Annotated in this window: 24 protein-coding genes, 1 pseudogene and 1 riboswitch; of the genes and pseudogenes, 13 read left to right on the top strand and 12 right to left on the bottom strand. The window is 65.1% G+C overall.

Going from position 1 to position 25,562, the window contains the following annotated elements; translation table 11 throughout:
* Positions 1 to 237 precede the first annotated feature (237 nt).
* Positions 238 to 1,671, top strand: a complete 1,434-nt coding sequence (locus tag VME63_RS07485) for a PLP-dependent aminotransferase family protein (protein ID WP_325431846.1) — start codon at positions 238 to 240, stop codon at positions 1,669 to 1,671.
* Between the two features lie 153 nt (positions 1,672 to 1,824).
* Positions 1,825 to 2,361 carry an inorganic diphosphatase gene (gene ppa, locus VME63_RS07480; protein WP_325431844.1) on the top strand — a complete coding sequence of 179 codons (537 nt, stop codon included), beginning with the start codon at positions 1,825 to 1,827 and terminating at the stop codon, positions 2,359 to 2,361.
* 264 nt (positions 2,362 to 2,625) lie between these two features.
* Here ppa and VME63_RS07475 read toward each other — a convergent pair whose 3' ends face one another.
* The gene (locus tag VME63_RS07475) at positions 2,626 to 3,555 is read right to left on the bottom strand and encodes a LysR family transcriptional regulator (protein ID WP_325431842.1); all 930 of its coding nucleotides are present in this window, start codon (positions 3,553 to 3,555) and stop codon (positions 2,626 to 2,628) included.
* 151 nt (positions 3,556 to 3,706) lie between these two features.
* On the opposite strand from VME63_RS07475, the pseudogene VME63_RS07470 reads away from it, so the two are divergent.
* Positions 3,707 to 3,820, top strand: a pseudogene (locus VME63_RS07470) (MFS transporter); the annotation flags it as partial.
* Positions 3,821 to 3,936: 116 nt separating this feature from the next.
* A complete protein-coding gene (locus tag VME63_RS07465; protein ID WP_325431840.1) occupies positions 3,937 to 4,953 on the top strand; it encodes a zinc-binding alcohol dehydrogenase family protein in 1,017 nt (338 codons plus the stop codon).
* Positions 4,954 to 5,086: 133 nt separating this feature from the next.
* Here VME63_RS07465 and VME63_RS07460 read toward each other — a convergent pair whose 3' ends face one another.
* Positions 5,087 to 5,476, bottom strand: a complete 390-nt coding sequence (locus VME63_RS07460; RefSeq protein ID WP_325431838.1) for a DUF3224 domain-containing protein — start codon at positions 5,474 to 5,476, stop codon at positions 5,087 to 5,089.
* Between the two features lie 101 nt (positions 5,477 to 5,577).
* Between VME63_RS07460 and VME63_RS07455 the strand changes: the two genes are divergently transcribed.
* Both VME63_RS07455 and VME63_RS07450 read left to right on the top strand, forming a co-directional pair.
* Positions 5,578 to 6,390: a helix-turn-helix transcriptional regulator gene (locus tag VME63_RS07455; protein ID WP_325431836.1), complete on the top strand. Its 813-nt coding sequence runs from the start codon at positions 5,578 to 5,580 to the stop codon at positions 6,388 to 6,390.
* Between the two features lie 118 nt (positions 6,391 to 6,508).
* Positions 6,509 to 6,730: a hypothetical protein gene (locus tag VME63_RS07450; protein WP_325431834.1), complete on the top strand. Its 222-nt coding sequence runs from the start codon at positions 6,509 to 6,511 to the stop codon at positions 6,728 to 6,730.
* Positions 6,731 to 6,848: 118 nt separating this feature from the next.
* Here the strand turns inward: VME63_RS07450 and thiC are convergent, their stop codons facing one another.
* Together thiC and VME63_RS07440 are read right to left on the bottom strand one after the other, a co-directional pair.
* Positions 6,849 to 8,726: a phosphomethylpyrimidine synthase ThiC gene (thiC, locus tag VME63_RS07445; protein ID WP_325431832.1), complete on the bottom strand. Its 1,878-nt coding sequence runs from the start codon at positions 8,724 to 8,726 to the stop codon at positions 6,849 to 6,851.
* An 89-nt stretch (positions 8,727 to 8,815) separates the two neighbouring features.
* Positions 8,816 to 8,910: riboswitch (TPP riboswitch) on the bottom strand.
* A gap of 41 nt (positions 8,911 to 8,951) precedes the next feature.
* Positions 8,952 to 9,602 carry a TetR/AcrR family transcriptional regulator gene (locus tag VME63_RS07440; RefSeq protein ID WP_325431830.1) on the bottom strand — a complete coding sequence of 217 codons (651 nt, stop codon included), beginning with the start codon at positions 9,600 to 9,602 and terminating at the stop codon, positions 8,952 to 8,954.
* Between the two features lie 105 nt (positions 9,603 to 9,707).
* On the opposite strand from VME63_RS07440, the gene VME63_RS07435 reads away from it, so the two are divergent.
* The 3 genes from VME63_RS07435 to VME63_RS07425 all read left to right on the top strand — a co-directional run bounded on the left by VME63_RS07435 (position 9,708) and on the right by VME63_RS07425 (position 12,226).
* Positions 9,708 to 10,019 (top strand): hypothetical protein, encoded by a 312-nt coding sequence (locus VME63_RS07435; RefSeq protein WP_325431828.1) that lies wholly within the window; start codon positions 9,708 to 9,710, stop codon positions 10,017 to 10,019.
* A gap of 163 nt (positions 10,020 to 10,182) precedes the next feature.
* A complete protein-coding gene (locus VME63_RS07430) occupies positions 10,183 to 10,842 on the top strand; it encodes a protein-L-isoaspartate O-methyltransferase (RefSeq protein WP_325431826.1) in 660 nt (219 codons plus the stop codon).
* Positions 10,843 to 10,876: 34 nt separating this feature from the next.
* Positions 10,877 to 12,226: a TolC family outer membrane protein gene (locus VME63_RS07425; RefSeq protein WP_325431824.1), complete on the top strand. Its 1,350-nt coding sequence runs from the start codon at positions 10,877 to 10,879 to the stop codon at positions 12,224 to 12,226.
* Between the two features lie 42 nt (positions 12,227 to 12,268).
* On the opposite strand, the gene waaA is transcribed toward VME63_RS07425, so the two are convergent.
* Positions 12,269 to 13,534 carry a lipid IV(A) 3-deoxy-D-manno-octulosonic acid transferase gene (gene waaA, locus VME63_RS07420; RefSeq protein WP_325431822.1) on the bottom strand — a complete coding sequence of 422 codons (1,266 nt, stop codon included), beginning with the start codon at positions 13,532 to 13,534 and terminating at the stop codon, positions 12,269 to 12,271.
* A gap of 90 nt (positions 13,535 to 13,624) precedes the next feature.
* On the opposite strand from waaA, the gene lpxL reads away from it, so the two are divergent.
* From lpxL to VME63_RS07405, 3 genes are all read left to right on the top strand, one after another.
* Positions 13,625 to 14,560, top strand: a complete 936-nt coding sequence (gene lpxL / locus VME63_RS07415) for an LpxL/LpxP family Kdo(2)-lipid IV(A) lauroyl/palmitoleoyl acyltransferase (protein WP_325431820.1) — start codon at positions 13,625 to 13,627, stop codon at positions 14,558 to 14,560.
* Between the two features lie 144 nt (positions 14,561 to 14,704).
* On the top strand, positions 14,705 to 15,493 hold the full coding sequence (locus tag VME63_RS07410; RefSeq protein WP_325431818.1) for a polysaccharide deacetylase family protein: 789 nt from the start codon (positions 14,705 to 14,707) through the stop codon (positions 15,491 to 15,493).
* Positions 15,490 to 16,566, top strand: coding sequence for a glycosyltransferase family 4 protein (locus tag VME63_RS07405; RefSeq protein WP_325431816.1), 1,077 nt, complete (start codon positions 15,490 to 15,492; stop codon positions 16,564 to 16,566). The genes VME63_RS07410 and VME63_RS07405 overlap by 4 nt, the downstream gene beginning before the upstream one ends.
* A gap of 32 nt (positions 16,567 to 16,598) precedes the next feature.
* Here VME63_RS07405 and VME63_RS07400 read toward each other — a convergent pair whose 3' ends face one another.
* The 6 genes from VME63_RS07400 to VME63_RS07375 all read right to left on the bottom strand — a co-directional run bounded on the left by VME63_RS07400 (position 16,599) and on the right by VME63_RS07375 (position 21,544).
* Positions 16,599 to 17,360: a glycosyltransferase family 2 protein gene (locus VME63_RS07400; protein ID WP_325431814.1), complete on the bottom strand. Its 762-nt coding sequence runs from the start codon at positions 17,358 to 17,360 to the stop codon at positions 16,599 to 16,601.
* Complete coding sequence (locus VME63_RS07395) at positions 17,350 to 18,618, bottom strand: O-antigen ligase family protein (protein WP_325431812.1); 1,269 nt, start codon at positions 18,616 to 18,618, stop codon at positions 17,350 to 17,352. The genes VME63_RS07400 and VME63_RS07395 overlap by 11 nt, the downstream gene beginning before the upstream one ends.
* A 55-nt stretch (positions 18,619 to 18,673) precedes the next feature.
* Positions 18,674 to 19,798 carry a glycosyltransferase gene (locus tag VME63_RS07390; RefSeq protein WP_325431810.1) on the bottom strand — a complete coding sequence of 375 codons (1,125 nt, stop codon included), beginning with the start codon at positions 19,796 to 19,798 and terminating at the stop codon, positions 18,674 to 18,676.
* Positions 19,799 to 19,883: 85 nt separating this feature from the next.
* Positions 19,884 to 20,090 (bottom strand): zinc-finger domain-containing protein, encoded by a 207-nt coding sequence (locus VME63_RS07385; RefSeq protein ID WP_115479641.1) that lies wholly within the window; start codon positions 20,088 to 20,090, stop codon positions 19,884 to 19,886.
* Between the two features lie 145 nt (positions 20,091 to 20,235).
* On the bottom strand, positions 20,236 to 20,829 hold the full coding sequence (locus VME63_RS07380) for a YceI family protein (RefSeq protein WP_325431808.1): 594 nt from the start codon (positions 20,827 to 20,829) through the stop codon (positions 20,236 to 20,238).
* 121 nt (positions 20,830 to 20,950) lie between these two features.
* Entirely contained in the window at positions 20,951 to 21,544 is a 594-nt protein-coding gene (locus VME63_RS07375; protein WP_325431806.1) for a malonic semialdehyde reductase, read from the bottom strand.
* A gap of 121 nt (positions 21,545 to 21,665) precedes the next feature.
* Between VME63_RS07375 and VME63_RS07370 the strand changes: the two genes are divergently transcribed.
* Entirely contained in the window at positions 21,666 to 22,637 is a 972-nt protein-coding gene (locus tag VME63_RS07370; protein ID WP_325431804.1) for a mitochondrial fission ELM1 family protein, read from the top strand.
* 42 nt (positions 22,638 to 22,679) lie between these two features.
* Here VME63_RS07370 and glnE read toward each other — a convergent pair whose 3' ends face one another.
* Positions 22,680 to 25,532 (bottom strand): bifunctional [glutamate--ammonia ligase]-adenylyl-L-tyrosine phosphorylase/[glutamate--ammonia-ligase] adenylyltransferase, encoded by a 2,853-nt coding sequence (glnE, locus tag VME63_RS07365; RefSeq protein ID WP_325431802.1) that lies wholly within the window; start codon positions 25,530 to 25,532, stop codon positions 22,680 to 22,682.
* Positions 25,533 to 25,562 lie beyond the last annotated feature (30 nt).

Here is a 25,562-nt window from a genome sequence, read left to right as displayed (position 1 = left end):
CCTTCAGCTTCGCGCAAGCCAAACATCATGCTTTCACGACAAGAAGACCCACGGAGTGGCGCTTGCAGGCCACCCCGTGGGGGCGGGGAGTGAGGGAGACATCGCCGCCGGAGTACCGGCCTGGGGAGCGGCCGGGAATGGCTCGTGAACCCGTGACCCATTCAGACTAGGTATCTAGGCACATTCCCTCCATAACCAATTGACCGTAATTTCTAGGTACCAATTGGAGGGTCGTGCGTGTACCTGGAACTGGACGGGCGAGGACCGCTTTACGAACAGCTGACGCGTGCGCTGAAAGCGTCCATCCTCGATGGACGGATCACCGCTGGCACGCAGTTGCCGCCCACGCGTGAATTGGCCGACGAACTGGAGCTTTCGCGCACCACCGTGCTTGCCGCCTACGAGCAGTTGCGTGCCGAAGGCTACATCGATGGCCGCGTCGGTTCGGGCAGCTACGTCAGCGACCTGCGCGCAAGGCCCGCGCCGCAACACGCGAAAAAGGAAATCCAGGCACCTTCCCGCTACGCCCAGCGCGCGCGCGCTGTGCGCGACTGGGACATCCCGCGCATGCATCGCAACGTGCGCTACAACCTGCAATACGGCAATCCGCAGATCAACCCCGCGCTCAACAATGCATGGGGGCGTGAGCTGGCGCGTGCGGCCGCCTATACGCGGTTGAACATCACCGAGGTCGCCGGCGTCGGCGCATTGCGCAAGCAGACGTGCGACTACCTCGCACGCCGCCGCGGCGTGCATGCCGAACCCGACGACGTGCTGATCGTGGCCGGTACGCAGCAGGCCATCGACCTCACTGCACGCGTGCTGCTCAACGAAGGCGATCCGGTGGTGCTGGAAGAGCCGCATTACTTCAGTGCGCACCAGGCGCTTGTCGCCCACGGCGCTACGCTGATTCCGGTCAATACCGATGACGAAGGCATGATCTGCCGCCAGCTTCCCGACGATTCGCCGCGACTGATTTACGTTACCCCTTCGCACCACTTTCCCACCGGCGCGGTGATGTCGCTGCAACGCCGGGTGGAGCTGCTGCGCTACGCGGGCGAGCACAACTGCTGGATCCTCGAGGACGACTACGACGGCGAGTTCCGCTACGACGCGCATCCGCTCGCCGCACTGCGCGCGCTGGACGAAGCCGATCGCGTGATCTACGTCGGCACCTTCTCCAAAGTCATGTTCGGCGGCCTGCGTCTGGCGTACATGGTGTTGCCCGCCGCACTGCGCGTCGATTTCCTCAATGCCAAATACCTGGGCGACATCGCCTGTCCGGTGATCGAACAAGCCGCGCTGGCCCGCTTCATGGAAGACGGCGGCTTCGAACGCCACTTGCGGCTGGCGCGCAAGGAATTGAAGGCGCGCCGCGAAGCGACTATCGCGAGCCTGCGCGAACACGCCGGCGACCGGATCCAGATCAGCGACACACCCGCCGGCATGCACGTGGTGGCATGGCTGCGCGACTATGACCGCGCCCGCTGCGAAGCCTTGATCGCGTATGCGCATGAACGCGGCCTGGGCCTTTATCCGATCAGCCCGCTCTACATCCATCCGCCCCAGCGGCAGGGCCTGATCCTGGGGTATTGCGGCCTTTCCGTGGCCGAGCTGCGCGAGGCCATGCAGCTGCTGGGCCAGTGCCTGGATCACTTCGAGGCCATGTAGCCGCCCAGCCCGTTCGCGCGGCATATGGACGGCCGAACCACCGCCGCCAGCCTGAATGAGGCAAGCTTCCGCCCACTGTCTTGGTGCGCTGCGGCAAGCTTTGCCGTATCCTGATGAGCTTTCCCCGCTTCGAACAGATGTAAGGAGTGCCCCATGGGCCTGGATATCGTCAGCGCCGGCCGCAACGTGCCGGACGAAATCAACGTCGTCATCGAAATTCCCAAGGATGCCGAACCGGTTAAATATGAAGTGGACAAGGAAAGCGGCGCGATCTTCGTCGACCGCATCCTCTCCACCCCCATGCGCTACCCCTGCAACTACGGCTACGTACCCGGCACCCTCGGCGGCGACGGCGACCCGCTTGATGCGCTGGTGATCCTGCCGCTGCCGCTGGTCCCAGGCTCGGTGATCCGCTGCCATCCCGTGGGCATGCTGAAAATGACCGACGAAGCCGGCAGCGACGAAAAACTCGTCGTCATCCCCTCGCCCAAGATCTTCCCCGGCTACGCCCACATCGACGACATCAAGGGCGTCTCCGGGCACTGGCTGGAACGCATCGGCCACTTCTTCGAACACTACAAAGACCTGGAAAAAGGCAAGTGGGTGAAGGTGGAAGGCTGGGTGGGCGCCCACGAAGCCAAGGCTGAAATTACCGCCGGCGTCGAGCGTGCGAAAAAGCACAAAGCCTGAAATAAAGGCTCGGCAAACAAAAAAAGCGCGCCGCACCTGCGACGCGCTTTTTTCATGCCCGCCCGGCGGCGTTGCTTCCGGGCTCTTCTGAAATGACCCTCGCCCCCCGTGATGACGACACCATCGCTCGGGACGAGCGATTTTGTATTGATCACTTTGCGCGGGAAACCCACTTTTCAGACTGTTCGATTTCTCAGGGCGAGGCCGGGGTGCCACCACGCCATTCCAGAAGCTCGTGCACAAGGCGACGGCAACGACGCCCCATTAGGTCGGCAACGCTCCCAACCCTTTCTCCCACGGCGGCACTTCCCCCAACTGCTCCACCAGGAAATCCACAAACGCCCGCACCCGTAACGGGACCAACCTTCGTTGCGGCATCACCGCGTAAATCCCCGTCTCCGCGATCGAATACCCCGGCAGCACCAGCTTCAACCGCCCGCTGCGCAAGTCATCGCCCACATGCCAGGTGGAATGCAGCGCGATTCCCAATCCAGCCAGCGCCGCATCGCGCAACAGCTCGCCCAGCGTCGATTCCAGCCGCCCACTCACACGCACCGTGTGCAACGCGCCCTCGGCATCGTGCAGGCGCCACACATCCTGCCGTCCGGTGCTGCCGGTCAACAGCAGGCACTCATGCCTGGCCAGGTCCTCCGGCGTCCTGGGCATGCCCAAGCGGCGCAGATAATCGGGCGACGCGCACAGCACGCGCCGGTTTGCCGCCAGCCTGCGCGCCACCAACTGCGAGTCGGGCAAGGCGCCGATGCGGATCGCCAGATCGAAACCCGAACTGACCAGATCCTGCATCTGATCGGTAAGGTTCACGCTCAGGCGCACGCGCGGATAACGCGCCATGAACGCCGGCAACAACGGCGAGACGTATTGACGTCCAAACGAGGCCGACGCGGTGACGCGCAAAGTGCCCGCCACATCCGTAGCGCCACGGCGCAGGCCGCTGGTCAACGCTTCCAGGTCCTCCACCAGCGCCCGCCCCTGTTCGGCCAGTGCGATCCCTTCGGGCGTGGGATGCAGGCGGCGGGTGGTCCGATGCAGCAGCCGCACGCCCAGGTCGTGTTCCAGCCGCTTCAGCCGCTGGCTGGCCACCGCCACCGAAAGATCCAGGCTGCGGGCAGCCGCGCTGATCGAGCCCTGGTCGAGCACCCGCAAAAACAGGATCAGGTCGCCGACACGGTCCATGATTTTCAATGTTCTATTGAAATTGATTACCCATATTGGTTGTTTTTAAAGAATATGCAAGCGCTTACGCTGCGACCCATCGCATCCAGGAAGCCGCATCGTGATGACCGCTCACCCCTCCCGTTCCGTGCCGGCGGCGTTATATGTGCTCGCCACCGGCCTGCTGATTTCCGGTTATGCGTTGGGCGTCTTCATCGGCGCTCCGGTGTTGACCGTGACCACCAGCCGCCCGCCGCGCAAGCGAGTGCTGATCGGCCTGAACCTCACCGCCAGCTGCCGGTAATTCGGACGTATAAACATCCCATCCCGTTCGCCCGCCGAACACGGCTCCCTTACGGTTTTGACTTCATTCCCTTCGATTGATTTGCGGAGATATTGCTCATGAAAGCCGTCGCTCTTACACACTACTTGCCCATCGACGACCCACAATCGCTGATCGACGTGGACTTGCCCACGCCGCAGATCGGCCCCCAGGACCTGCTGGTGCGCGTGCAAGCCGTATCGGTAAATCCCGTCGATACCAAGATCCGCGCGCCGAAACCGCAAGTGGAATTGCAACCGCGCGTGCTCGGCTACGACGCCGCCGGCACGGTCGAAGCCGTCGGCGATGAAGTCGTCGGATTCAAGGTCGGCGAGGAGGTGTATTACGCCGGGGACATCACCCGCGCCGGCAGCAACGCGCAGTACCAGGCGGTGGACGCGCGACTGGTCGCACATCGTCCGCGCCGCCTGGACCTGGCCGCGACGGCGGCCTTGCCGCTTACCGCGATCACTGCCTGGGAACTGTTGTTTGAGCGCATGCCTTACAACTGCGAGAACGGCGGCGAAGGCAAATCGATCCTGATCATCGCCGGTGCCGGCGGCGTGGGTTCGATTGCGATCCAACTGGCGCGTCGCGCCGGCTTCACCGTCATCGCAACCGCATCGCGCCCCGAAACACAGGCGTGGTGCCGCGCGATGGGTGCGCAACACGTGATCGATCATCGCCAGCCGCTGACGCCGCAACTGACCGCGCTGGGTTTCGCGCAGATCGATGCGGCGCTCAATCTCGCCGACACCGTGCACTATTGGGAGGAATTGGGCCAGTTGCTGGCACCGCAAGGGCATGTGGGTCTGATCGTGGAGCCGGACTCGCCCCTGCTTATCGGCGACCCCTACAAGGCCAAATGCATCGGCATCCACTGGGAGATGATGTTCGCGCGCCCGCGCTATAAAACACCGGACATGGCCGAACAAGGACGCATCCTGGCGCGCGTGGCGGCGCTGATCGACGAAGGCGAACTGCGCGGCATCGAGCGTGAGTCGTTAAGCCCGATCAATGCGCAGAATATGCGCGAAGCGCATCGCCGGCTTGAATCGGGCAGCACCATTGGCAAATTGGTGGTGTCGGGCTGGTAAGCGCCCACATGCTCCCTGCCCGAACGCAGGGAGCACGATGGCGCAGCTTCTCGTGGCCAATGCAACGGTCGATACCCTTGCAATGCGCGCGCGAAAGCGGGGCCGTCGATGCGCTACTGGACCAGCCGGCCGCTCAAGGCAGGCTGTAATCGAAGATGTAGGCGTGCTGCCCCTGCTCTATCTGGATCTGCATGGAACCGCTGAGACCGGCCAATTCATCCGTTCCCGAATCGGGCACCACCGTGATCGACAGCTGCGGCACACCACGATTCATCGTGCCGGTATGCTGCAGCACAAAGCTGCCGCGCCTGCCGTGTAGCGAACCGGTAACACGCTCCATCGCAACATAGCCAGCCGAACCCTGCACGCTGCTCATCGCGGAGAGCATTTCGCCCAGACTGGTCGCCTGCAGGTCGCCATGGAACTGCTTGTCGAGGGTCTGCCGGCCGAGGTTGGCCTGCTCGATGCCCGGTGCGGCCGGCTGGGGCGCGAGTTTCACTTCGAAGGGACCGTTTGCTTGCATGATGGGAGGCTCCATTCGCTTTCCGGCCGTCACCTTAGTACAAGGTAGCGCATGACGATTGGAAAAACGCGACACGCCCGCGCCATCCGGAACGGCGCACCATGAATACGGACCTGGGCAAGCCCAGAGGGGTACTGCGCCAGCAGTTGGCGCACGGCCAGTACCAGCATGCCCGGCGCGCACCTTCGCCCGCCTTGGCCGGGTTGGTCGAGCACTACTGGCAAGTGTCGTGGGATCTGCGCGGCTTGCCCGCACAACTGCAGGAAACCCTGCCGCATCCGAACGTGCAGTTCGTTGTCGAAGCCGGCGCGACGGGCATTTATGGCGTGCACACCGGGCGCTTCAAGCGGCTGCTCGAAGGACAAGGCCGCGCCTTCGGCATCAAGTTCAAGGCCGGTGGCTTCTTTCCGTTTTACGGTGCGCCGGTGTCGCAGCTGATGGATCGCTCGCTCGCCGCGGCACGCGTTTTCGGCGACACCGCCGCGCACTTGGAGTCGGAGATCCTGGCCGCGCCGGACATGGATGCCATGGCGCTGCTCGCCGAACAACTGTTGCTGGCACACCGCCCCGCCGATGATGCGAACGTCGCGCGCATCAGCGCGCTGGTAGCAACCATCGCAGCGGACAGACTGCTCACCTCGGTCGAACAAGTGGTGGAACTGGCCGGGCTGTCCAAGCGCGCACTGCAGCGCCTGTTCCATCAATACGTCGGCATCGGCCCCAAGTGGGTAATCAACCGCTACCGGATCCACGAAGCAGTGGCGCAATTGCAAGCAGGCATGCCGGTCGCCCTGACCGAACTGGCGCTGCAATTAGGCTATTTCGACCAGGCGCATTTCGTACGCGATTTCCGCAAGCTGGTGGGCTGCCCGCCGGCCGAATATGCGCGTGCGCAGGCACGACCCGGGCTTTGACGTTTGATGCGCCGGCGATCGGCGCGAGTCCATGCAACGGCAATTTTTATGCGATTTATACGCGCGGCGGCACGGGGCGCTATCGCAATTTTATGCAGCGACGGCCCAGAATCATGTCATGAGAAAACCTGCCGTACATACCGCGCTGACGCCACGCACACTGCAAGGCTTGGGCCGTCTATTGCTTGCGCTGCTGTTCGTATTGTCGGTTTTCGAGCTTGCTCACTTGCCCGCCGCCGCCAGCCATGGCCTTGTCGATCTTTGGCGTGGCGCGGTCGCGGGTTCGTTGTTCTTGTTCTTCTGCTTTCCAGCACCGGCGCGCCCGCGCGCGGATCCCTGACACGTCAGGCTTACGCTTTTTTTTTGCCGTTCCATGAGGGGATGGCAAGCCGAACCACCGGCTCGATCCCTCTCCCGCGGGGGAGAGGGATTTTTGCAGCATCCTCGCCGAGCGGCATTTACGCCTTGCGATAAACCTCCGCGCCTTGCGCGCGGAATTGCGCCGCCTTCTCGGCCATGCCCTCGTCCAGCGCGGCCGTCTCGTCCACGCCATGTTCGGCGGCGTAGTCGCGCACGTCCTGAGTAATTTTCATCGAGCAGAACTTCGGTCCGCACATGGAGCAGAAGTGCGCGGACTTGTGCGCGTCCTTGGGCAGCGTTTCGTCGTGGAATTCGCGCGCTTTTTCCGGATCGAGGCCGAGGTTGAACTGATCGTCCCAGCGGAATTCGAAGCGCGCCTTGCTAAGTGCGTTGTCGCGCACCTGCGCGCCGGGATGGCCCTTGGCCAGGTCCGCCGCGTGTGCGGCGATCTTGTAGGCGATGATGCCGTCGCGCACGTCCTGCTTGTTGGGCAGTCCCAGATGCTCCTTGGGCGTGACATAACAAAGCATGGCGGTGCCGAACCAGCCGATCATCGCCGCGCCGATGGCGCTGGTGATGTGGTCGTAGCCGGGCGCGATGTCGGTGGTCAGCGGCCCCAGCGTATAGAACGGCGCTTCGTGGCATTTTTCCAGCTGGCGCTCCATGTTTTCCTTGATCAGCTGCATCGGCACGTGGCCGGGGCCTTCGATCATGGTCTGCACGTCGTGCTTCCAGGCGATCTGGGTGAGTTCGCCCAGCGTGTCCAGTTCGCCAAACTGCGCCGCGTCGTTCGCGTCGGCGATACAGCCCGGACGCAGGCCATCGCCGAGACTGAAGGACACGTCGTAGGCCTTCATGATTTCGCAGATGTCCTCGAAATGCGTATAGAGGAAATTTTCCTTGTGATGGGCCAGGCACCACTTGGCCATGATCGAGCCGCCGCGCGATACGATGCCGGTGACGCGCCTGGCCGTGAGCGGAACGAAACGCAGCAGCACGCCGGCGTGGATGGTGAAGTAATCCACGCCCTGCTCGGCCTGTTCGATCAGCGTGTCGCGGAACAGTTCCCAGGTGAGGTCCTCGGCCACGCCGCCGACCTTTTCCAGCGCCTGGTAGATCGGTACGGTGCCGATGGGCACCGGCGAATTGCGGATGATCCATTCGCGCGTTTCGTGGATGTTCTTGCCGGTGGAAAGGTCCATCACGGTGTCGCCGCCCCAGCGGATCGACCACACCAGCTTTTCCACTTCCTCGGCTATCCCCGAGGACACCGCGCTGTTGCCGATATTGGCGTTGATCTTGGTGAGAAAGTTGCGACCGATGATCATCGGCTCGCTTTCCGGATGGTTGATGTTGGCCGGGATGATGGCGCGCCCGCGCGCCACTTCGTCGCGCACGAATTGGGGCGTGATCAGCTTGGGCAACGCCGCACCGTACGACTCGCCCGGATGCTGCGTGCGCAACGCGCTGTCCTGCAGCGCTTCGATGCGCTGGTTCTCGCGGATGGCGATGTACTCCATTTCCGGCGTGACGATGCCGCGGCGCGCGTAGTGCATCTGCGTGACATTGGCGCCGGCCTTGGCGCGCAGGGGCTTGCGCAGATGGGCGAAGCGCACGGCATCGAGCCGGGTGTCGGCGGCACGCTCGCGGCCGAAGCGGGAGCTCAAGGCCGGCAGTTCTTCCACATCGCCGCGCTCGGCGATCCAGCCTGCGCGCAGCGCCGGCAGGCCGGCGGCGAGATCGGCGCGGTAGGCCGGATCGGTGTACGGGCCGGAGGTGTCGTAGACGGTGACCGGCGGGTTGGATTCGCCGCCGAACAGCGTGGGCGTCTGTGCCTGGCAGACTTCTCGCATCGGCACGTTAAGGTCTGGGCGGCTGCCCTGCACGTGGATCTTGCGCGAACCCGGGATGGGCCTGGTCACGGCTTCGGAGAGCTCTTGCGCGGCGCGCACCAGATCGGAGGGCAAGGCATTCATCGGCATTCGTCCTTCAGCAATCCGCGCGGCATGCGCGGAAGTTGGTGCGGAATCCGCACAGGATCGAAGCGACGGCGCCAACGCACGGTGTCCAGTGCGCAGAAGCTCCCTACACCGGTGCTAACCGGATCAGGTTCGAAGGGTGTCTCTCAGCCGACTGTGGTCGGCACCCCCGCTTCCAAGGCGTCTATTGGAACACGAAGCGGGGCTGCAGACGAGTGGGGCTCAGCGCGGAGCGTACGCGCGTAGAAACATGGCCACGCCGGCCAGGGCGTTTTCCTCGATTTCCCTGGCGTAGGTCTGCACGCAGTCGGCGCAGCCGAACATGCGGCGCATCATCATGTCGCCCTTGATCAGGGACATGAACTGGATGCCCGCGCGCGGCACATCCTCGATCTGGAGCTTGCCCGCATCGACCGCCTGCTGCAGCAGGCGCTCCATCAGGGCGCGCGTGCGCATCGGACCCTCTTCCCACATCAGCTTGCCGTAGCGGGGGTTGCCCTGGCGGCAATCGCTGAGGATGGCGCGGAAGGTACCGACGTTTTCCGGATCGCAATCCAGATGGGCGTGGATCAGGGCGACGCGGTTGAGGATGTCGCCGATCTTTGCGTTGGCGTCGAAACCATAGGTTTCTTCGGGCAGGAGGTCCTGGATGCGCGCGCGGATCACTTCGCGGAACAGGTTGTCCTTGTCGCCGAAATGGCTGTAGACGGTCAGCTTGGAAACGCCCGCTTCGGCGGCGATCGCATCCATGCTGGTGCCGGCGAAGGCGTTGCGGATGAACAGGGCCTTGGCCGCCTCAAGGATGGCCGCACGCTTTTCCATGTCCTTCGGGCGGCCTGGCCCGTGCGGCTTGGGAAGCGGGATCGAGTTCATGGTTGCACCTTCACAAATCAAATAACCCAATTTATTATACGAGACGGTTTAATTATTTCCTGAATCATACCCAATTCTGGACCAATGTGCGCGACTACCCCTGAATTGACGCTCAGCGCCCCCTACCGCACGGCGCAACGCCTGCTGGCGAGCTGGCTGGAAGGCGACCGCATCCGGGCGCGCAGCCAGGTTTTTGCCTTGCGCACGGCGCTGGCGGCATTGAACGCCACCGAGCGCCACAGCCTGTCGCGCTGGGTGGCTTGGCTATGCGTGGCGGCGGCCAGCCGGGGCGAGTCCATCCTGGGGCGCATCCGGCAGCTGGACGACATGCTCGGCAGAATGACTTTCCAGGCGCTTTCGCAGCTGCCCGCCGGCGGGCCTTTCCTGCTCGCCAGCCAGCACTGGAAAAGCGCGTAAATGTCCGCGGACACAGCAAGTTTCATGACTTACGTCAGGTTGTTGCGATGACTTCCGGCACTTCGTAGGCAAGGGTTCTGCCCGCAGGCTAACCATTGTCGAAACAGGGGTTAAACGCTTATCCTTTTTGACCTTTTTTCGATCCCCAAAGGCTTGGTTTCTCATGGCGATGAACTTCGATCAGGCGCGTCAAAACATGGTTGAAAACCAGGTGCGTCCCTGGGAGGTGCTGGATGCGCGCGTACTTGACGTGCTCGGCCGCGTTCGCCGCGAGGAGTTCGTCGCGCCCGCGCACCGCCAGCTGGCCTTCGCCGATCTGTGCCTGCCGCTGGGGCATGGCGAAGTGATGATGAAGCCGGTGCTGGAAGGCCGCGTGCTGCAGGCGCTGGCACTGAAGCCCCAAGACCAGGTGCTGGAAATCGGCACCGGCTCGGGCTTCCTCACCGCCTGCCTGGCCAGCCTGGCCGCGCACGTAACCAGCGTGGACATGCATCCGGATTTCACCGCCGCCGCCGGCCAGCGCCTCAAGGCCGCCGGCATTGAAAACGCGGAGCTGGTGACCGGCGATGCCGTGAACGCCTGGCAGCCGCAGGGCAGTTTCGACGCCGTGGTGGTTACGGGCGCCGTCTACCGTATCCCCGACCGCTTCCTGGGCTGGCTCAAGCCGGGCGGCCGCCTGCTGGCGATCCGCGGCGAGTCGCCGGTGCAGCAGGTCCTGGTGCTTACCCACGAGGGCAACGGCCGCTACCGCGAAGAGAGCTTGCTCGAAACCGACCTGCCCTACCTCGCCCACGCAGAACCACCCCGCCGTTTCGTTTTCTAACCCCGCTACCGACCCGAAACCCACGAGGCGAATCATGCGCTTGAAGCTTCTGACCCTTGCCCTGTCTATGGCCGCAGTGTCCCTGCCCAGCCATGGCGAGGATTTGCTGGATGCATATCGTCAGGCGCGTGCAAACGACCCTGTACTGGCCCAGGCCGATGCAACCAACCGCGCCGTTTACGAAGGCGTTCCGCAGGCACGCGCGCTGCTGCTGCCGCAAATCAATGGCAGCCTTGGCCTCACCCAGGAGAGCGGTAGTAGCAGCAGCGATTCGTCCCTGACCGACGGCGGCAGCAGCGGCCACATTCGCACGCGCTCGATGTCGGTGGAGCTGGACCAGACCATCCTCAACCTCGCCGACATCGCCAACCTGCAGGCGGCGCATTCCACTGCCGACTCGCAACAGCAGACCTACGAAGCCGCCGCGCAGGATCTGTTCGTGCGCGTGACCACGGCCTACTTCACCATCCTCAACGACCAGGAACAGCTCAAGTTCGCCAAGGCCAACGAAGACGCCTACCGCCTCACGTATGACCAGGCCGAACAGCAGTACAAGGTCGGCATCGCCGCCATCACCAACGTCTACCAGGCCAAGTCGTATTACGAAGCGGCCAAGGCGACCACGATCAGCACGGAAAACACCCTGCAAAACGATCGCCAGGCGCTCAGCGTCATCACCGGCAAGCCGGTCGGCGAACTGAAAACGCTGCGCGAAGACCTGCCGCTGGATCTGCCCGTGCCCGCCGATTCGCAGGCCTGGGTCGACAGCGCGATCAAGAACAATCCGACCCTGCTGGCCTCGCAGCTGTCGGTCGATGCCGCCGAACACAGCGTCAACGCCGCGCGCGCCGGCCACCTGCCCACCATCACCGCCAGCCTGGTCCACGGCAAGAGCAGCACCTGGCTGGAAAACGGCAGTTACGCCAACGGCAACGGCGCGGCGCTGGGCAACGGCCGCTGGGGCAACACCATCGGCGTGACGCTGTCGGTGCCGATCTTCGCGGGCGGCGCCACGCAGTCGAAGGTTCGCCAGTCGATCGACCAACGCGACGAAGCGCGCGATTCGCTGGAGCTGACCCGCCGCCAGACCGTGCAGAACACCATCAACGACTACAACGCGGTGATCGCCGGCATCAGCGAAGTAAAGTCGGGCAAGGCCGCGGTCGATTCCGCGCAGGAAGCGCTGGACGCCACCAAGGCGGGCTTCCAGGTCGGCACGCAGATCTTCCTGAATGTGCTCACCGCCATCCAAACCCTGACCCAGGACCAGAGCACCTACGCCACCGCGCGTCACCAGTTGGTGCTCAACCGCCTGCTGCTGCGCCAGTCGGCCGGCACGATCGACTACAAGGACATGGAATACGTCAACTCGCTGCTGCAGTAAGTCGGCATGCATGGCAAAAAGGCCGGGATTTCCCGGCCTTTTTCATTCCTGCAGCATGCGGTCGATGAGGCTCATCACCCGCCCCACCGCTCCGCGCTCGCTATCGAACACCACCCGCGCCTGCTGTCCCATCTGCTTGCAGCGCACCTGGTCCTGCAGCAACTCCAGCACCTCGTTGCCCAGCGCCTCGCTTTGCAGTACGCGTTTGGCGCCGCCGCCGCGGATCAACGCCAGCGTGATTTCCTCGAAATTGAAGGTATGCGGCCCCACCAGCACCGGCCGCGCCAGCGCCGCCGGTTCCAGCACGTTGTGGCCGCCGATCGGCACCAGGCTGCCGCCCACGAAGGCCAGATCGGACGCTGCGAAAAACGGCATCAGCTCGCCCATGGTGTCGATCAGAAACACCTGGTGCGAAGCGCCCGGGATACCATCGGCGCTGCGCATCGCCATGGAAAAACCCAGGCTGCGCACCGAATGCTCGACCACGCGAAAACGTTCCGGATGGCGCGGTGCGATCAGCAGCAATGCATCGGGTACGCGCCTTAGCACCTCCAGGTGCGCCTCGAGCACGGCCAGCTCTTCGCCTTCGTGCGTGCTCGCCGCAATCCACACCGGACGCAAATGGCCCCACTGCTGCCGGAACACGCTGCCGCCTTCCACCGCACCATCGGGCACCGGCATGTCGAATTTCAAATTGCCGCTGACGGTGACCAGCGCCGGGTCTGCACCCAGCAGCCGGTAGCGCGCGGCGTCGGTGCGCGACTGCGCCGCAATCTGCCGCACGCAACGCAGCGCCGAACGCAGCAGCGCGCGCATCGGCGCATAGCCGCGCAGCGAACGGCCGGAGAGGCGCGCGTTGACGATCATCAATGGGATGCCGCGCCGATGGCAGCCGAAATACAGGTTCGGCCAGATCTCCGTCTCCACGATCAGCGCCAGCCGCGGCCGCACCTGCTTGAGAAAGCGGTGCACCGAGAACGGCAGGTCGTAGGGCAGGTACACATGAAACACGCTGCCGCCGAACAACTGGTGCACGCGCGCCGAGCCGGTCGGCGTGACGGTGGTGACCACCAGCGGCGCATTCGGATAATCCTCGCGCAGGGCCTTGATCAGGGGCTCGGCCGCGTTGACCTCGCCCACCGACACCGCATGCACCCAGATGCTGCCGCGCAAATCCGGCGCCTTGAAAAAGCCGAAGCGCTCGGGCCAGCGCTGGTGATAATTGCCATAGCGCATGCCGCGCGTCAGCAGCCGCAGCACGATCAGCGGCGTGGCCAGGTACATGAGGATCGTATAGAGGTAGCGCAACGCAGATTCCCGGCAGTGACGCGGCAGTATAAGGGGCTCCACGCAAAGACCCGCCATCGGCAGCAGACCGCGCCGTGCCGCGCCGCTACAATGCGTCCGATGCCCGGTACGCCTTACCCCGCCTTCTCCCGCTCGCTGCTCGCTCCACGCCTCTGGCCGGCGTGGATCGGCGTGGGCATCATGAAACTGATCGCCATGCTGCCCTTCACGGCGCTGATGGCGATCGGACGCACGCTGGGCGCGATCATCGAGCGCGTTCCCTCGCCGCGCCGGCAGGTGGCCGCCACCAACGTCGCGCTGTGCTTCCCGGAACTGGATGCGGCGGCCCAGAAGCGGCTGGTGGACGCGCACTTGCGCGACATCGGCATGATGCTGATCGAGTTCGCGCTCGGCTGGATGGGCTCGGACCGAGCGATCGCACGCATCCCCGTGCAGTTTGAAGGGCTGGAGCATCTGCAAGCCGCGCACCGCGCAGGACGCGGCGTACTGCTGGTAGGCGGCCACTTTTCACACCTGGAGCTGTGCGCGCGGCTGGTGTCCCAGCGCATCCGCATCGCGGGCATGTACCGGCGCATGGACAACGCGGTATTCGAATGGGCGGTGCTGCGCGCGCGCCTGGGCTACGCGCGCGCCATGTTCGACAAGGACGACATCCGCGGCACGGTGAAATACCTGCGCGGCGGCGGCACGCTGTGGTACGCGCCCGACCAGGACATGCGCAGCAAGGACAACGCCTTCGTGCCGTTCTTCGGCGTGATCGCGGCCACCATCAACGCCACCCATCACCTGGCGCGAATGTCCAACTCGGTGGTCATCCCCTTCTTCCACCGCCGCCTGCCCGGCAACCAGGGCTACGCGCTGCGCCTGGGCGCGCCGCTGGAAAACCTGCCCAGCGAGGACGCCCAAGCCGATACCGCCCGCGTCAACCTGAGCATCGAGGAAATGGTGCGCGAGGCGCCGGAGCAGTACCTGTGGGTGCACAAGCGCTTCAAGACCCGTCCGGAGGGCGAACCGCCCATTTACTGAAGCCCGACAGGCAGGCGACAGGCAGCCCCGGTACATAAGCCGGCTGGCCTCTTTCCCCACCTCCATGTTCGATAGCCGTCCACACCCCCGCCCGGCCCTGGCGTTTGCCGTAAGCTTTGCCAGGTGGCCGATACGGAGCGCCGCATGACCGCAAGCGAAGGACAGGCTCGCGCCTGCCCGATTTTCATGTACCACAACATCGCCCAGGCGCCGCGCGGCCTGCGCCGCTGGCGCAGCCTGTACGTAAGCCCCGGCGCATTCGCGCGGCAGATGTGGCTGCTCAAGCGGATGGGCTACACGGGCCTGTCGATGTCCGATGCCATGCCTTACCTGCGCGGCGAGCGCAGCGGCCGCATCGCGGTGGTGACGCTGGATGACGGCTACGTCGATAACCTCCAGTCCGCGCTGCCCGTATTGCAACGCTACGGCTTCACCGCGACCTGCTACGTCGTCAGCGGCAGCATCGGCCGCTACAACGAATGGGATGCGGACAAACTCGGCGTGCGCAAGCCATTGATGACCGCCGCGCAGATCCGCGCCTGGCATGCGGGCGGCATGGAAATCGGCGCGCATACGCGCAGCCATCCGCACCTGACTCAATGCGACGACGCGCAGCTCAAGGACGAGATCGCCGGCAGCAAGAGCGACCTGGAAGACCAGCTCGGCGCGCCCGTCACGCAGTTCTGCTACCCCTATGGCGACATGAACGACCGCGTCGCCGACATCACGCGCGCAGCCGGTTACGCCGCCGCCACCACCACGCAGCGCGGGCGCGCCCTCGTCGGCACCGACCTGTGGCACCTGCCGCGCGTGCAAGTGGCGCGGCACCACGTGTTGCCGCAGTTCGCCATGCGTGCGTTCACCAATTACGAAAACAAACGCCACCAAAGCGTGCGTTACGACAGCGAGCGTCACGAGAGCCACCGCGCATGAAATTTCTTTTCGTCGGCACCAACCCAGAAAATACTGGGGCTGCCACGCACTTCGTGGCCCTGGCCCAGGCCCTGGTCGAAGCGGGCCATCAAGTCAGCGCCGTGGTTTATCCGGACAGCCTGATCGCCAATGCGCTGGCCAAGTCGGGCGTTCGCCTGTACAAGTCGCAGTTTCGCAACATCTTCGATCTGCGCGGCTATTTCGCCACCTTCAAGGCGGCGCGCGACCTGCGTCCGGACTGGCTGGTCGGCAACTTCGGCAAGGAATACTGGCCGCTGATCCTGATCAGCCGTCTGCTTAGCGTACCGGTGGCGCTGTTCCGCCATCGCACGCCGGCGATGGGCCGCGTGTCCGGCTATCTGGTGCCGCGCCTCGCGCAGCGCTTCTTCGCCGTTTCCAGCCACGCGCGCCAAGCCTATCTGGATCGCGGCGTGCCGGCGGCATTGGTGCGCGTGCTGTACAACCCGGTGAACATGGCGTTGTGCCGGCCCGATGCGGCAAAGCGCAGCGAGATTCTGCGCAACCTAGGCATGCCGCAGGATGCGATCGTGCTGGGTTATTTCGGACGTATCCATCACAGCAAGGGCATCTTCACCCTGCTGGAAGCGGCCGAAGGCGTGATGGCGCAGGAACCGCGCCTGCATTGCATGTGGCTCGGCCACGGTCCCGATTCGCAGGCGCTGGGCGAGCGCATCGACGCCGGCTCCTTCGCGCACCGTCATCATGTGCTGGGCTGGATCGACGATGTGCATCCGTACTACAGCGCGGTCTCGATGCTCGCGTTTCCGTCGATCGCCACCGAGACGTTCGGGCGTGTCTCGGTGGAGGCGCAGGCGGCCGGAGCGCCCGTGCTCGGCAGCAATATCGGCGGGATTCCCGAAACCTTATCGACCAATGTCACGGGAATGTTGCTGCCGCCCGGCAATGTCCCGGCATGGCGCAACGCGATTTTGCGCATGTGCGATGCCGACGTGCGCGAGCCGATGGGTTTGGCGGCGCGCGATTTCGTGGACCGGCATTTCAGTACGCGCGTGATCGCGGATGAATTCGTGCGGATTTTGGGGGATGGCTGAAGCCTCGGTGTTCACCGGTGGCGGCGCTTTTATCACGGCCTTCCTTTGATCCTGCGCGCTTCATGCAGCTTGGCGTATTTGAGAAAGACATAGAACGCGCCGAGCACGCTGGCGATGAAGCCGGCCCAGCCGCTGAGAAAATAACGCTTGAGCAGGTATTGGCGCAGGAAGAACAAGGGCGGGTAGATCACCATGCGAAAGCCGGTGAAACGCTGGCCGCGGCGCAATTTGTGCGCGACCATGCCGCTGCTGTAGCGGTTGATTTTTTCCACGCGGGCGGCGATGTCGCCGTCACCGTCGTTGACGAAGTCCGCACCCCATAGCGTTTTGACCGGGCCGCGCACTTCCACCGCCGCGTGCACTTCCACGTCGTTCATGCCGCCGCGCTTGCGGTTGAACAGGCGCAGGTGGCCGTTGCGGTGGCTCCAGCGGTGTTGCACGGTCCAGAACATGCGTTCGCGCCGCGGCAGGCGAAAGCCCGCGTGGCGGGGATCCTGCAGCGCTCGCTCGATGATGGCGCGCGTACCAGGCGAGAGAATCTCGTCGGCGTCGAGGTTGAGGATCCAGTCGTTGCGCGCAAGATCGTAGGCACGCTGTTTTTGCGGGCCGTAGTCGTCGAACGGATGCGTTTCCACGCGCGCGCCATGCATGCGCGCAATGGCGACGGTGTTGTCGGTGGAACCGGAATCGAGCACGATGATTTCATCGGCCCAATCCACTTCGCGCAGGCACGCATCGAGCGTGTCGCCGTTGTTGTAGGTGATCAGCACTACCGACAGCAGTTCACGCGCCATCGCCCTGCTCCTTCGTTCGCGCGTACAACGCCGCACACCACCATCCCAGCAACCAGGCAAACAGCAAACCCCACCAGGCCGAATAAAACGCCAGATGCGTGTTAAGCGGAAAGAGCATGGCCAGCAGGCATACCGTCACCGGAAAAGCGCCGTCGCGATCGGCGCTGTCCGCGCGTCGCCACGCTCGCCAGGCCACGACGGCGCCCGCCACCCACAGCAGCAAACCGATGGCACCGGTCTCGGTGAGGATTTCCAGCACGAGTTGGTGCGCGTGGCAGGCACCTTCGCCGTCGCCGCAGGTTTCGGCGGTCATGAAGTGGTCGTTCGCCGGCGCGTAATGCGGATAGGCGTAGCGAAAATCGCGCACGCCTACGCCGGTGAGCGGGTGCGCGGCAATCATCGCCACGCTGTTGCGCCAGATATCGAGCCGGCCGGTGGTGGCTTCGTTGATGTCCTGCGCGCTGCCGCCCAGCGCGGTTAGCGTGTGTTGCAGGCGCGTGTCGAAACGCGTGGAGGTTTTCCAGGCGATGCCCCCTGCAGCGAGTACCACGGCCGCGCCGATCGCGCAGACGGCGCCAAAGCGCCATGGCGAGCGGGCCTCGCGCCACGCGAACAGCAGCGCCACCACGCCGTAGCAGATCCACGCGCCACGCGAGCCACTGAGCATCACCGGCCCCAGCAGCAACAGGAAGGCGCCAATCAGCCCCGGCAAACCCCAGCGCCCACGCGCGGCCCACAAGGCCAGCGGGGCCAGCACCGACAGCGTCGGACCCAGCTTGGGATCGTCCGCGCCGAAGATGCCGGAAATGCGCTGCGGTTCGGCATGCCCGCGCAAACTCCAGCCGGTGAGCATCTGCATCCACGCATCGAGGGTCCAGAACGCGATCACCACCGCGACAGCCACGTAAAACCCTTGCAGGCGTTGCGCGCCGCGTAGGGCGTAGCACGCGTACAAACCCAGCGGCACGTAGCGCAGCAGCCCCAATACGGTGGACCAGCTCTTGCCCGGCGCCACGGCCATGAACGAAGAAAGCAGCGCCGCGCCGATGTAACAGGCCAGCAACGCCAGCAGCAGCCGTGCGCCGGGACGCTGGAACAACGCAGTGCGCTCGCGACGCCACGCCAGAACCGCGCCGACCAAACACGCAAACGTACCGAACTCGGCGCTGCGCCCAAACGGCAATAAGGCAACGACCAGCCAGAACGGCAGCAGCGGGGATGTGAGCAGGTTTTTAAGCACCAGCGTGGAGGAACTCATGCGCGATCCCGAACGGCCATCCGCGCATTGTAGGCGACAGACCGCCGCCGGTCGGTCAGCTGGCCACTTCCTCGTACAGGGCCAGCGCGGCGTGCTGCATGTCGATCAGGCGGTAACGCTGCAACGGCGAGATCGGCGGGGCGACGCGCAGCAACTCGGCGGCGCGCTCGACCAGGCGCTCGCGATCGCCGGGGGGCACGCGGCCGGCCGGATAGAGTTCGGCCAGCAGCTCGCCGACGCCGCCGTGGGCGTAGCCGAGCACCGGGCGGCATAGCGAAAGCGCCTCGACCACGGTGCGGCCGAACGCTTCGGGCTTGTTGGACAGCTGCAGCACCAGCGCGGACATGGCGTAGATATCGCGCACGTCATCGCGCGGCGGCGTCATCACCACCTGTGCGGCGATACCGCGGGCTTTGACCAGGTCGTTGAGCTCATTGACGTAGGCCTCGCGGCCGGGCTCGATCACACCCAGCAACAGCAGGCGCGTTTCAATGCCGCGCTGCTTCAGCTCGGCCACCAGTTCGATGGCGTCGCGGTGGCCTTTCAGGCGCGTGCCCCGGCCCGGCAAGGTCAGCAGCGGGGCGCCGGCCAGGTTCGGGTATTGCGCGAAGAACGCCTTCTGCCAGGTTTCGTCGGGCCGGTGGCCGTACGGAAACGCCTCCGGATCGATCCCGCGCGGGACGATGCGGATGCGCGCGGTGTCCAGGGTCCGGTAGTGGCTGATGAGGTAGTCGCGCACCGTTTGCGACACGACCACCACGCGCTCGCCGCGCAGCATGATGGAGCTGTAGCGGCCGGGTGAATTGAGCCCGTGCACGGTGGTAATGAAATGCGGCCGGGGCGACATGCCCTTGAGCGCCCACCAGCCCATCCAGGCCGGCAAGCGCGAACGCACGTGCACCACGTCGGGGTTGAGTTCGCGCAGGACTCGTCGCAAACGGCCCAGGCGCGCCAGCGTACCCAGCGACTTGCGGCCGATGTCCAACGTGATGTGCTCGCTGCCTTCGGCCTGGAGCTGGGCCGTCATGCGACCGCCCGCGGAGATCACCACCGAACGGTGGCCGGCCTGCACCAGCGCCTGCCCCACTTCCAGCACCGAGCGCTCCGCGCCTCCGGCGCGCAGCGCAGGGATCAACTGCACTACGGTCAGTGCCCGGGCCGGCGTGGCGGCAACAGACATGGTTCCCTCATTTGCAACTCTCATCCGTCAAAACAAGCACCAATCGTGCCGGTTGGCGCCTCCAGGCCCGGGCGGCGGGGGGTGCTCAGTCGCGCAGCACGTAATGCGCGCCACAGTAAGGGCAAATGGACTCGCCGCCGTCTTCGACGATGGGCAGATAGACCTTCGGGTGGGAGTTCCACAGCGCCATACCGGGCATCGGGCAGGACAGCGGAAGGTCCGAACGCGTCACTTCATAACGATTTTGGGCATTCGCCAGGATCGGCGTAACCGCGGCAGTGGAACCCGACATGGGAGGTTGCTCCGGGTAGGACAAAGGGACCAGCAATGGTAGCAGGCCGACGGCCGGCATGGCCTAAACAGCGCTTTTTCCGGACCAACAAAAAAGGGCCCGCGCCAGATGGCGCGAGCCCTTAGGTATGGCCAAAGCCCGGCGCTTACTTGCCCGAACCGTTGCCCGGCACCAAGGCTTCGGTGGTGATGTTGAGCTTGATCTCATCGCTCACCATGGGCACGTACGCGCCCAGGCCGAACTGCGAACGGTTCAGCGTGCCCGTGGCGTCGAAGCCGATCGCCTGTACCTTGTGCAGCGGATGCACGCCGGACTTGTTGAGCGTGGCGTTCAGGGTCACCGGCTTGGTCACGCCGTGCACGGTCAGGTTGCCGGTCACTTCGTACTGGTTGCCGCCCAGCGGCTTCACGCTGGTGCTTTTGAAGGTGATGGTCGGGTACTTGTCGGCATCGAAGAAATCGGGCTCCTTCAGGTGCTTGTCCAGCGCCGGCACGTGGGTGTCGAGGTTGGCGAGCGGCATGGTCACGTCCACCGAGGAATTGGCTGGGTTCTGCGCATCGAACACCAGCGTGCCCTCGCCGATGCCGATGTCAGCGACCGGGTGGGAGAAGCCCAGGTGGTTCCAGCTGAACAGCACCATGGTGTGGCTGGGATCGAGCTTGTAGGTGACCGGCGCGGCCTGGGCCGACATCGCCGCGCCGAGCAGGCCGGCCAGCATGACATAACGGAACGTACGCATCGGAGAATTCTCCTGTTTCAATGGCTAGGGGGTAGTGAAGGTAGCGCCGGCAACACCGGTGCGAATGACGCGGACTGCAAATCTGCCAGCGATGAGTAGTGCAACCTCGACGATATCCGGTTTACTCCACCCGGCACGTTTCGTCGAACGACAGGCGCGGGTTACGCGGGAACAGGTCGCGGCTGGCATCGCCGTAGCCGATGTTGATCAAGAAGTTCGACTTGACCGGCGTGCCGGCGAAAAACGCCCCGTCCACGCCCGCGTTGTCGAAACCGGACATCGGGCCGCAATCCAGCCCCAGCGCGCGCGCCGCCATGATCACGTAGGCGCCCTGCAGCGTGGCGTTGCGGAACGCGGCGCTATCGATCAGCGCCTGGTTGCCGACGAACCAACTGCGCGCGTCGGCATGCGGAAACAGCTGCGGCAGTTTCTCGTAGAACTCATGGTCGTTGGCAATGATCGCCGTGACCGGTGCGGCCATCGTCTTGGCCCGATTACCTTCGGACAGGAACGGCTTGAGCTTCTCCTTCGCGGCCGCCGATCGAACGAACACCACGCGCATGGGTGAGGAATTGGCGCTGGTGGGGCCGAACTTGGCCAGCTCATACAGCGCATGCAGCTTCTCGTCGGTCACTTCCTTGGGCAGGAAAGCGTTATAAGTGCGCGCATTGCGGAACAACTGGTCCAATGCCGCCTCGGCAAGCTTCTCGCTCATGGGTATCCTTTGCACGAAAGACGCGCCGCCACGGGCGCAACGGACCTCAGTGTAAGGGCAAGCCTGACACCCCACGAGTAAACGGAACGAAACGAACTGTGCACCAACGGGCGACAATCCCATGACCACCGCCGCCTTGCCGGGCGAATGCTGGGCCATCACCGACCATGCCGCGGGCAACCAGCGTCAGGCGCTGGCGCTGGCCGAACGGCTGGGCATGCCGGTGCGCCACCTGGTCCTGGCGCCGCGCGCGCCGTGGTCGTGGCTGGCGCCGCGACTGGCCCTGGGCGGCCCGCTGGCGCTGCCCGCCGCGCAGCGCGCGGTGTTCGTGCCGCCATGGCCGACGGTGGCCATCGGCTGCGGCCGTGGCGCGGCGCTGCTGACCCGGGTGCTGCGCCGCTGCGCGCAAGGGCATTGCTACACGGTGCAGATTCTGGACCCGCGCATCGATCCCAGGCACTGGAACACGGTCATCGCGCCGCGCCATGACGGCTTGAGCGGACCGAACGTACTGCAACCGCTGGGATCGCTCAATCCGATCGACGATGCCTGGTTGCAAGACGGCCGCGATGCGTTTCCGACCTTGGCCGCGCTGCCCCGCCCGCGCGTGGGCGTATTGCTTGGCGGCCCGCGTGGAAACCTGCGCATCGACCGGGCTTACGCCCAGCAGTTGTGCAGCCGGCTGCTCGCACACCAGCACAGCGAAGGCGGCAGCCTGCTGGTGCTCGGCTCGCGCCGCACGCCGGTGGAGGTGCTGGAGGCGATGCGCGCGCCACTGCGCGATGTACCCGGACTGATCTGGCCCGACCCCGGCAACGACGACAATCCCTACCCCGGCGTGCTGGGCTGGGCCGACCGGCTGGTGGTGACGCCCGATTCGGTGAACATGCTCAGCGAGGCCTGTGCGGTGGGCTGTGCGGTACAGACCTTCGTGCCGGTGCCGTTGGCGGGCAAGCTATCGCGCTTTCATCAAAGCCTGCGCGAGGCGGGGCTGCTGCATGATCTGGACAATGCTGCAACGTCCGACCAGGCACCGTTGCGCGAAACCCAGGCGATCGCCCAGACATTGCGCAGGCATATCCTGGTGCCTTGATGCCCCTACCTGCGCGCGCAGGGGCAAGGAGCCGTGACGCGGCTAGAACGAAAACCCCAGCGCGTGCGTCACAACCTTTACGTCGCTGCACAAGGCTTCCAGCTCCGCATCGCGCGGCGCAATACGCGAGCGCAGATCCAGCGTGCACAGCAACGCACGGCGCAACAGCTCCGCGTGCGCACGGGTAAGGCAGTTCGCCTGCGCGGTATCGAGCAGTCCCGCATCGCGGCAGGCTTCGATCAGGCCGGCATTGGCCGTCACCGACAGCAACGCGGGCCATTGCGCGGCATACGCCAGCACCAATCCCTGTAGCGCGAATTCGATATCCAGCAAAGCACCATGCCCCTGCTTGAGATCGATCAGCACCTCGCTCGAACGATCGCGTTCGGCACGCCAGCGCTGACGCATGCTGCTCACCTCGGCCAACACCGCCTTGCGCTCGCGCGGCGCGGAAAGGGTGCGGCGGCGCACCTGGGCCAGTTCCGTGTTGAGGACCGCATCGCCCGCCACCGGGCGCGCACGCAACAGCGCCTGATGCTCCCAGGTCCACGCGCGGCTTTCCTGATAGGCGACGAACGCTTCCAGGCTGCCCACCAGCAAACCTTTCGATCCGTCCGGACGCAGGCGCGTATCCACTTCGTAAAGGCGCCCGGCGCGCGTCAGCACGGTCAGCCAGTTCATGACGCGCTGGGTCAGGCGCTGATACCAGCGCGAGCCCTCCAGCGGACGCGGGCCATCGCTCATTTCCAGCGCGCGCTGCCCGTCGAAGACGAACACCAGGTCCAGGTCCGAGGCGAAACCCAGTTCCTCGCCCCCCAGGCTGCCATAGCCGAGCACCGAGAACCCCGAACCTTCGCCCGGCAAGCGGCCATGCTGCGCCACCACCTCGCGCTCGGCCAGCGCCGCCACCGCGTTCACCACCGACTCGGCCAGCGCCGCCAGCCGGCGCGCGGTGGCCACGGCATCGGCGCGGCCGTCATTGAAGGCCAGGCCCAGCCGGAAAGCAATGCTCGACTTGAATTCATTGATGCGCTCCAGCTCCGCCTCCGCTTCGCGCTCGTCCAGCGTGGTGAGCACGTGGGCGATCTCGGCGCTGATGTCGGCGCGCTTGAGCGGCAGCTGATCGATGCGCGGATCCAGCACGTCGTCCAGCAACAACGGCTGCGCGATCACCCGTTCGGCGAGAAAAGCGCTGTCGGCAAACAATTGCGCCAATCGCTTGCGCGCCGCGGGCTGCTCCTCCAGCAGGGCCAGATAGGAAGGCCGCCGCGCCACCGCCTGCACCAGCCGGTTCAAACGCAACAGGCATGGCACCGGCGCCGCCGTATCGCGCGCCACCGCCAGCAGCTGCGGCATCACATGATCCAACTGCTCGCGCGCACGCGCGGACATCGCTCGCAACTGCGCCGCCTGCTGCAATTTCAACAACGATTCGGCCGCTTCCGCGCCGGGCACAAAACCGGATGCCTCCATGGTCTTGGCATCGAGCGATTCATCGCACGCGCGCTGCCACAGCACCGCATCGGCCGCCGGCACGCTGGCGCGCGCGCCGCCTTCGGGCATCAGCACGGCCGCGAATTCGGTCGCCACTATGTCGCGATGCTTGGCCAGCTCCTGTTCCAGCGCCTCCCACGCCGGATAATCCAGGCCCAGCGCCAGGCGCTCGCGCGTCAGCGCATCTTCGGGCAGATCGTGGGTCTGCGCATCGCGCAGCATCTGCACACGGTTTTCCAGTTGACGCAAAAACACATAGGCTTCGCGCAAGGCGCGTGCGCGCGCCAACGGAATGTGCCCGCGCGCCTCGCACGCGCTGAGCGCCGGCAGCAGGCCGCGCACGCGCAGGCTCGGCTCGCGCCCGCCGCGAATCAGCTGCACCAGTTGCACGATGAATTCGATCTCGCGAATACCGCCCGGACCCAGCTTGAGGTTGTCGGCCAGATCCTTGCGCGCCACTTCCGCATCGATCAGCGCCTTCATCTCGCGCAACCCGGCAAACGCGGTGTAATCGAGATACTTGCGGTAGACGAACGGCCGCAGCATTTCCTGCAGTTGCTTGCCCTCGCTGCGATCGCCGGCCACCGTGCGCGCCTTGATCCACGCATAGCGCTCCCAGTCGCGGCCCTCGCGCTGGTAGTACTGCTCCATCGCGCTGAACGGCAAGGCCAGCCGGCCGGCATTGCCGAATGGGCGCAGGCGCAGGTCCACGCGCGCGCAGATGCCATCGGTGGTGGGCTCGTGCAGCAGGCGCACCAACTGGCGCCCGAGGCGCACGAAATATTCGCTGTTGTCCAGCGCGCGCGCGCCGTCGCTTTCGCCGCCGTGCGGATAGGCCAGCACAAGGTCGATATCGGATGAGAAATTAAGCTCGCCGCCGCCCAGCTTGCCAAAACCGATCACCACCAGCCGCTGCAGTTCGCCCTCGCCGTTGCGCGCATGGCCATAGCGCGTGGCCATCGCCTGCTCGGACCAGTCCAGCGCACGACCCAGCAGCGCTTCGTACAGCACGCTGGTGGCGGAAAGGATTTCCGGCAGTTCGTCCAGGCCGTTGGTGTCGCGAAACACCACGCGCAGCGCCTCGGCGTGGCGAAAGCGCCGCAATGCGGCCATGCATGCCGTTTCGTCGGCATCGAGCTTCAGCGCATCGATGCGCGCGGAGGCATCGCTGCCCGAACGCAGCCGCTCCAATCCCTGCGGCGATAGCAGCTGCGGCTGGCTGCGCCATGTCTCGAAAGCGAAATCGCTGGCCAGCAATGTGCGGCGGATACGTTCGGCCACACCCGCATCGTCGTGCAAGGGCACGCCGGCGGCACGGCAGCGGGCGACCAGCTGCGCGTAACGGTCATCGATCAGCGCGCGCAGCGCGGGGGATTCGAGCGAGGGCGATGCAACGGTCATCCACGCATTATGACCGCATCGTGCCTCCCG

This window comes from Dyella sp. (assembly GCF_035503745.1).
Taxonomy (GTDB): domain Bacteria; phylum Pseudomonadota; class Gammaproteobacteria; order Xanthomonadales; family Rhodanobacteraceae; genus Dyella_B.
The sequence above is the reverse complement of the archived record's forward strand: the minus strand, read 5'-3'. Positions and strand labels throughout refer to the sequence as shown.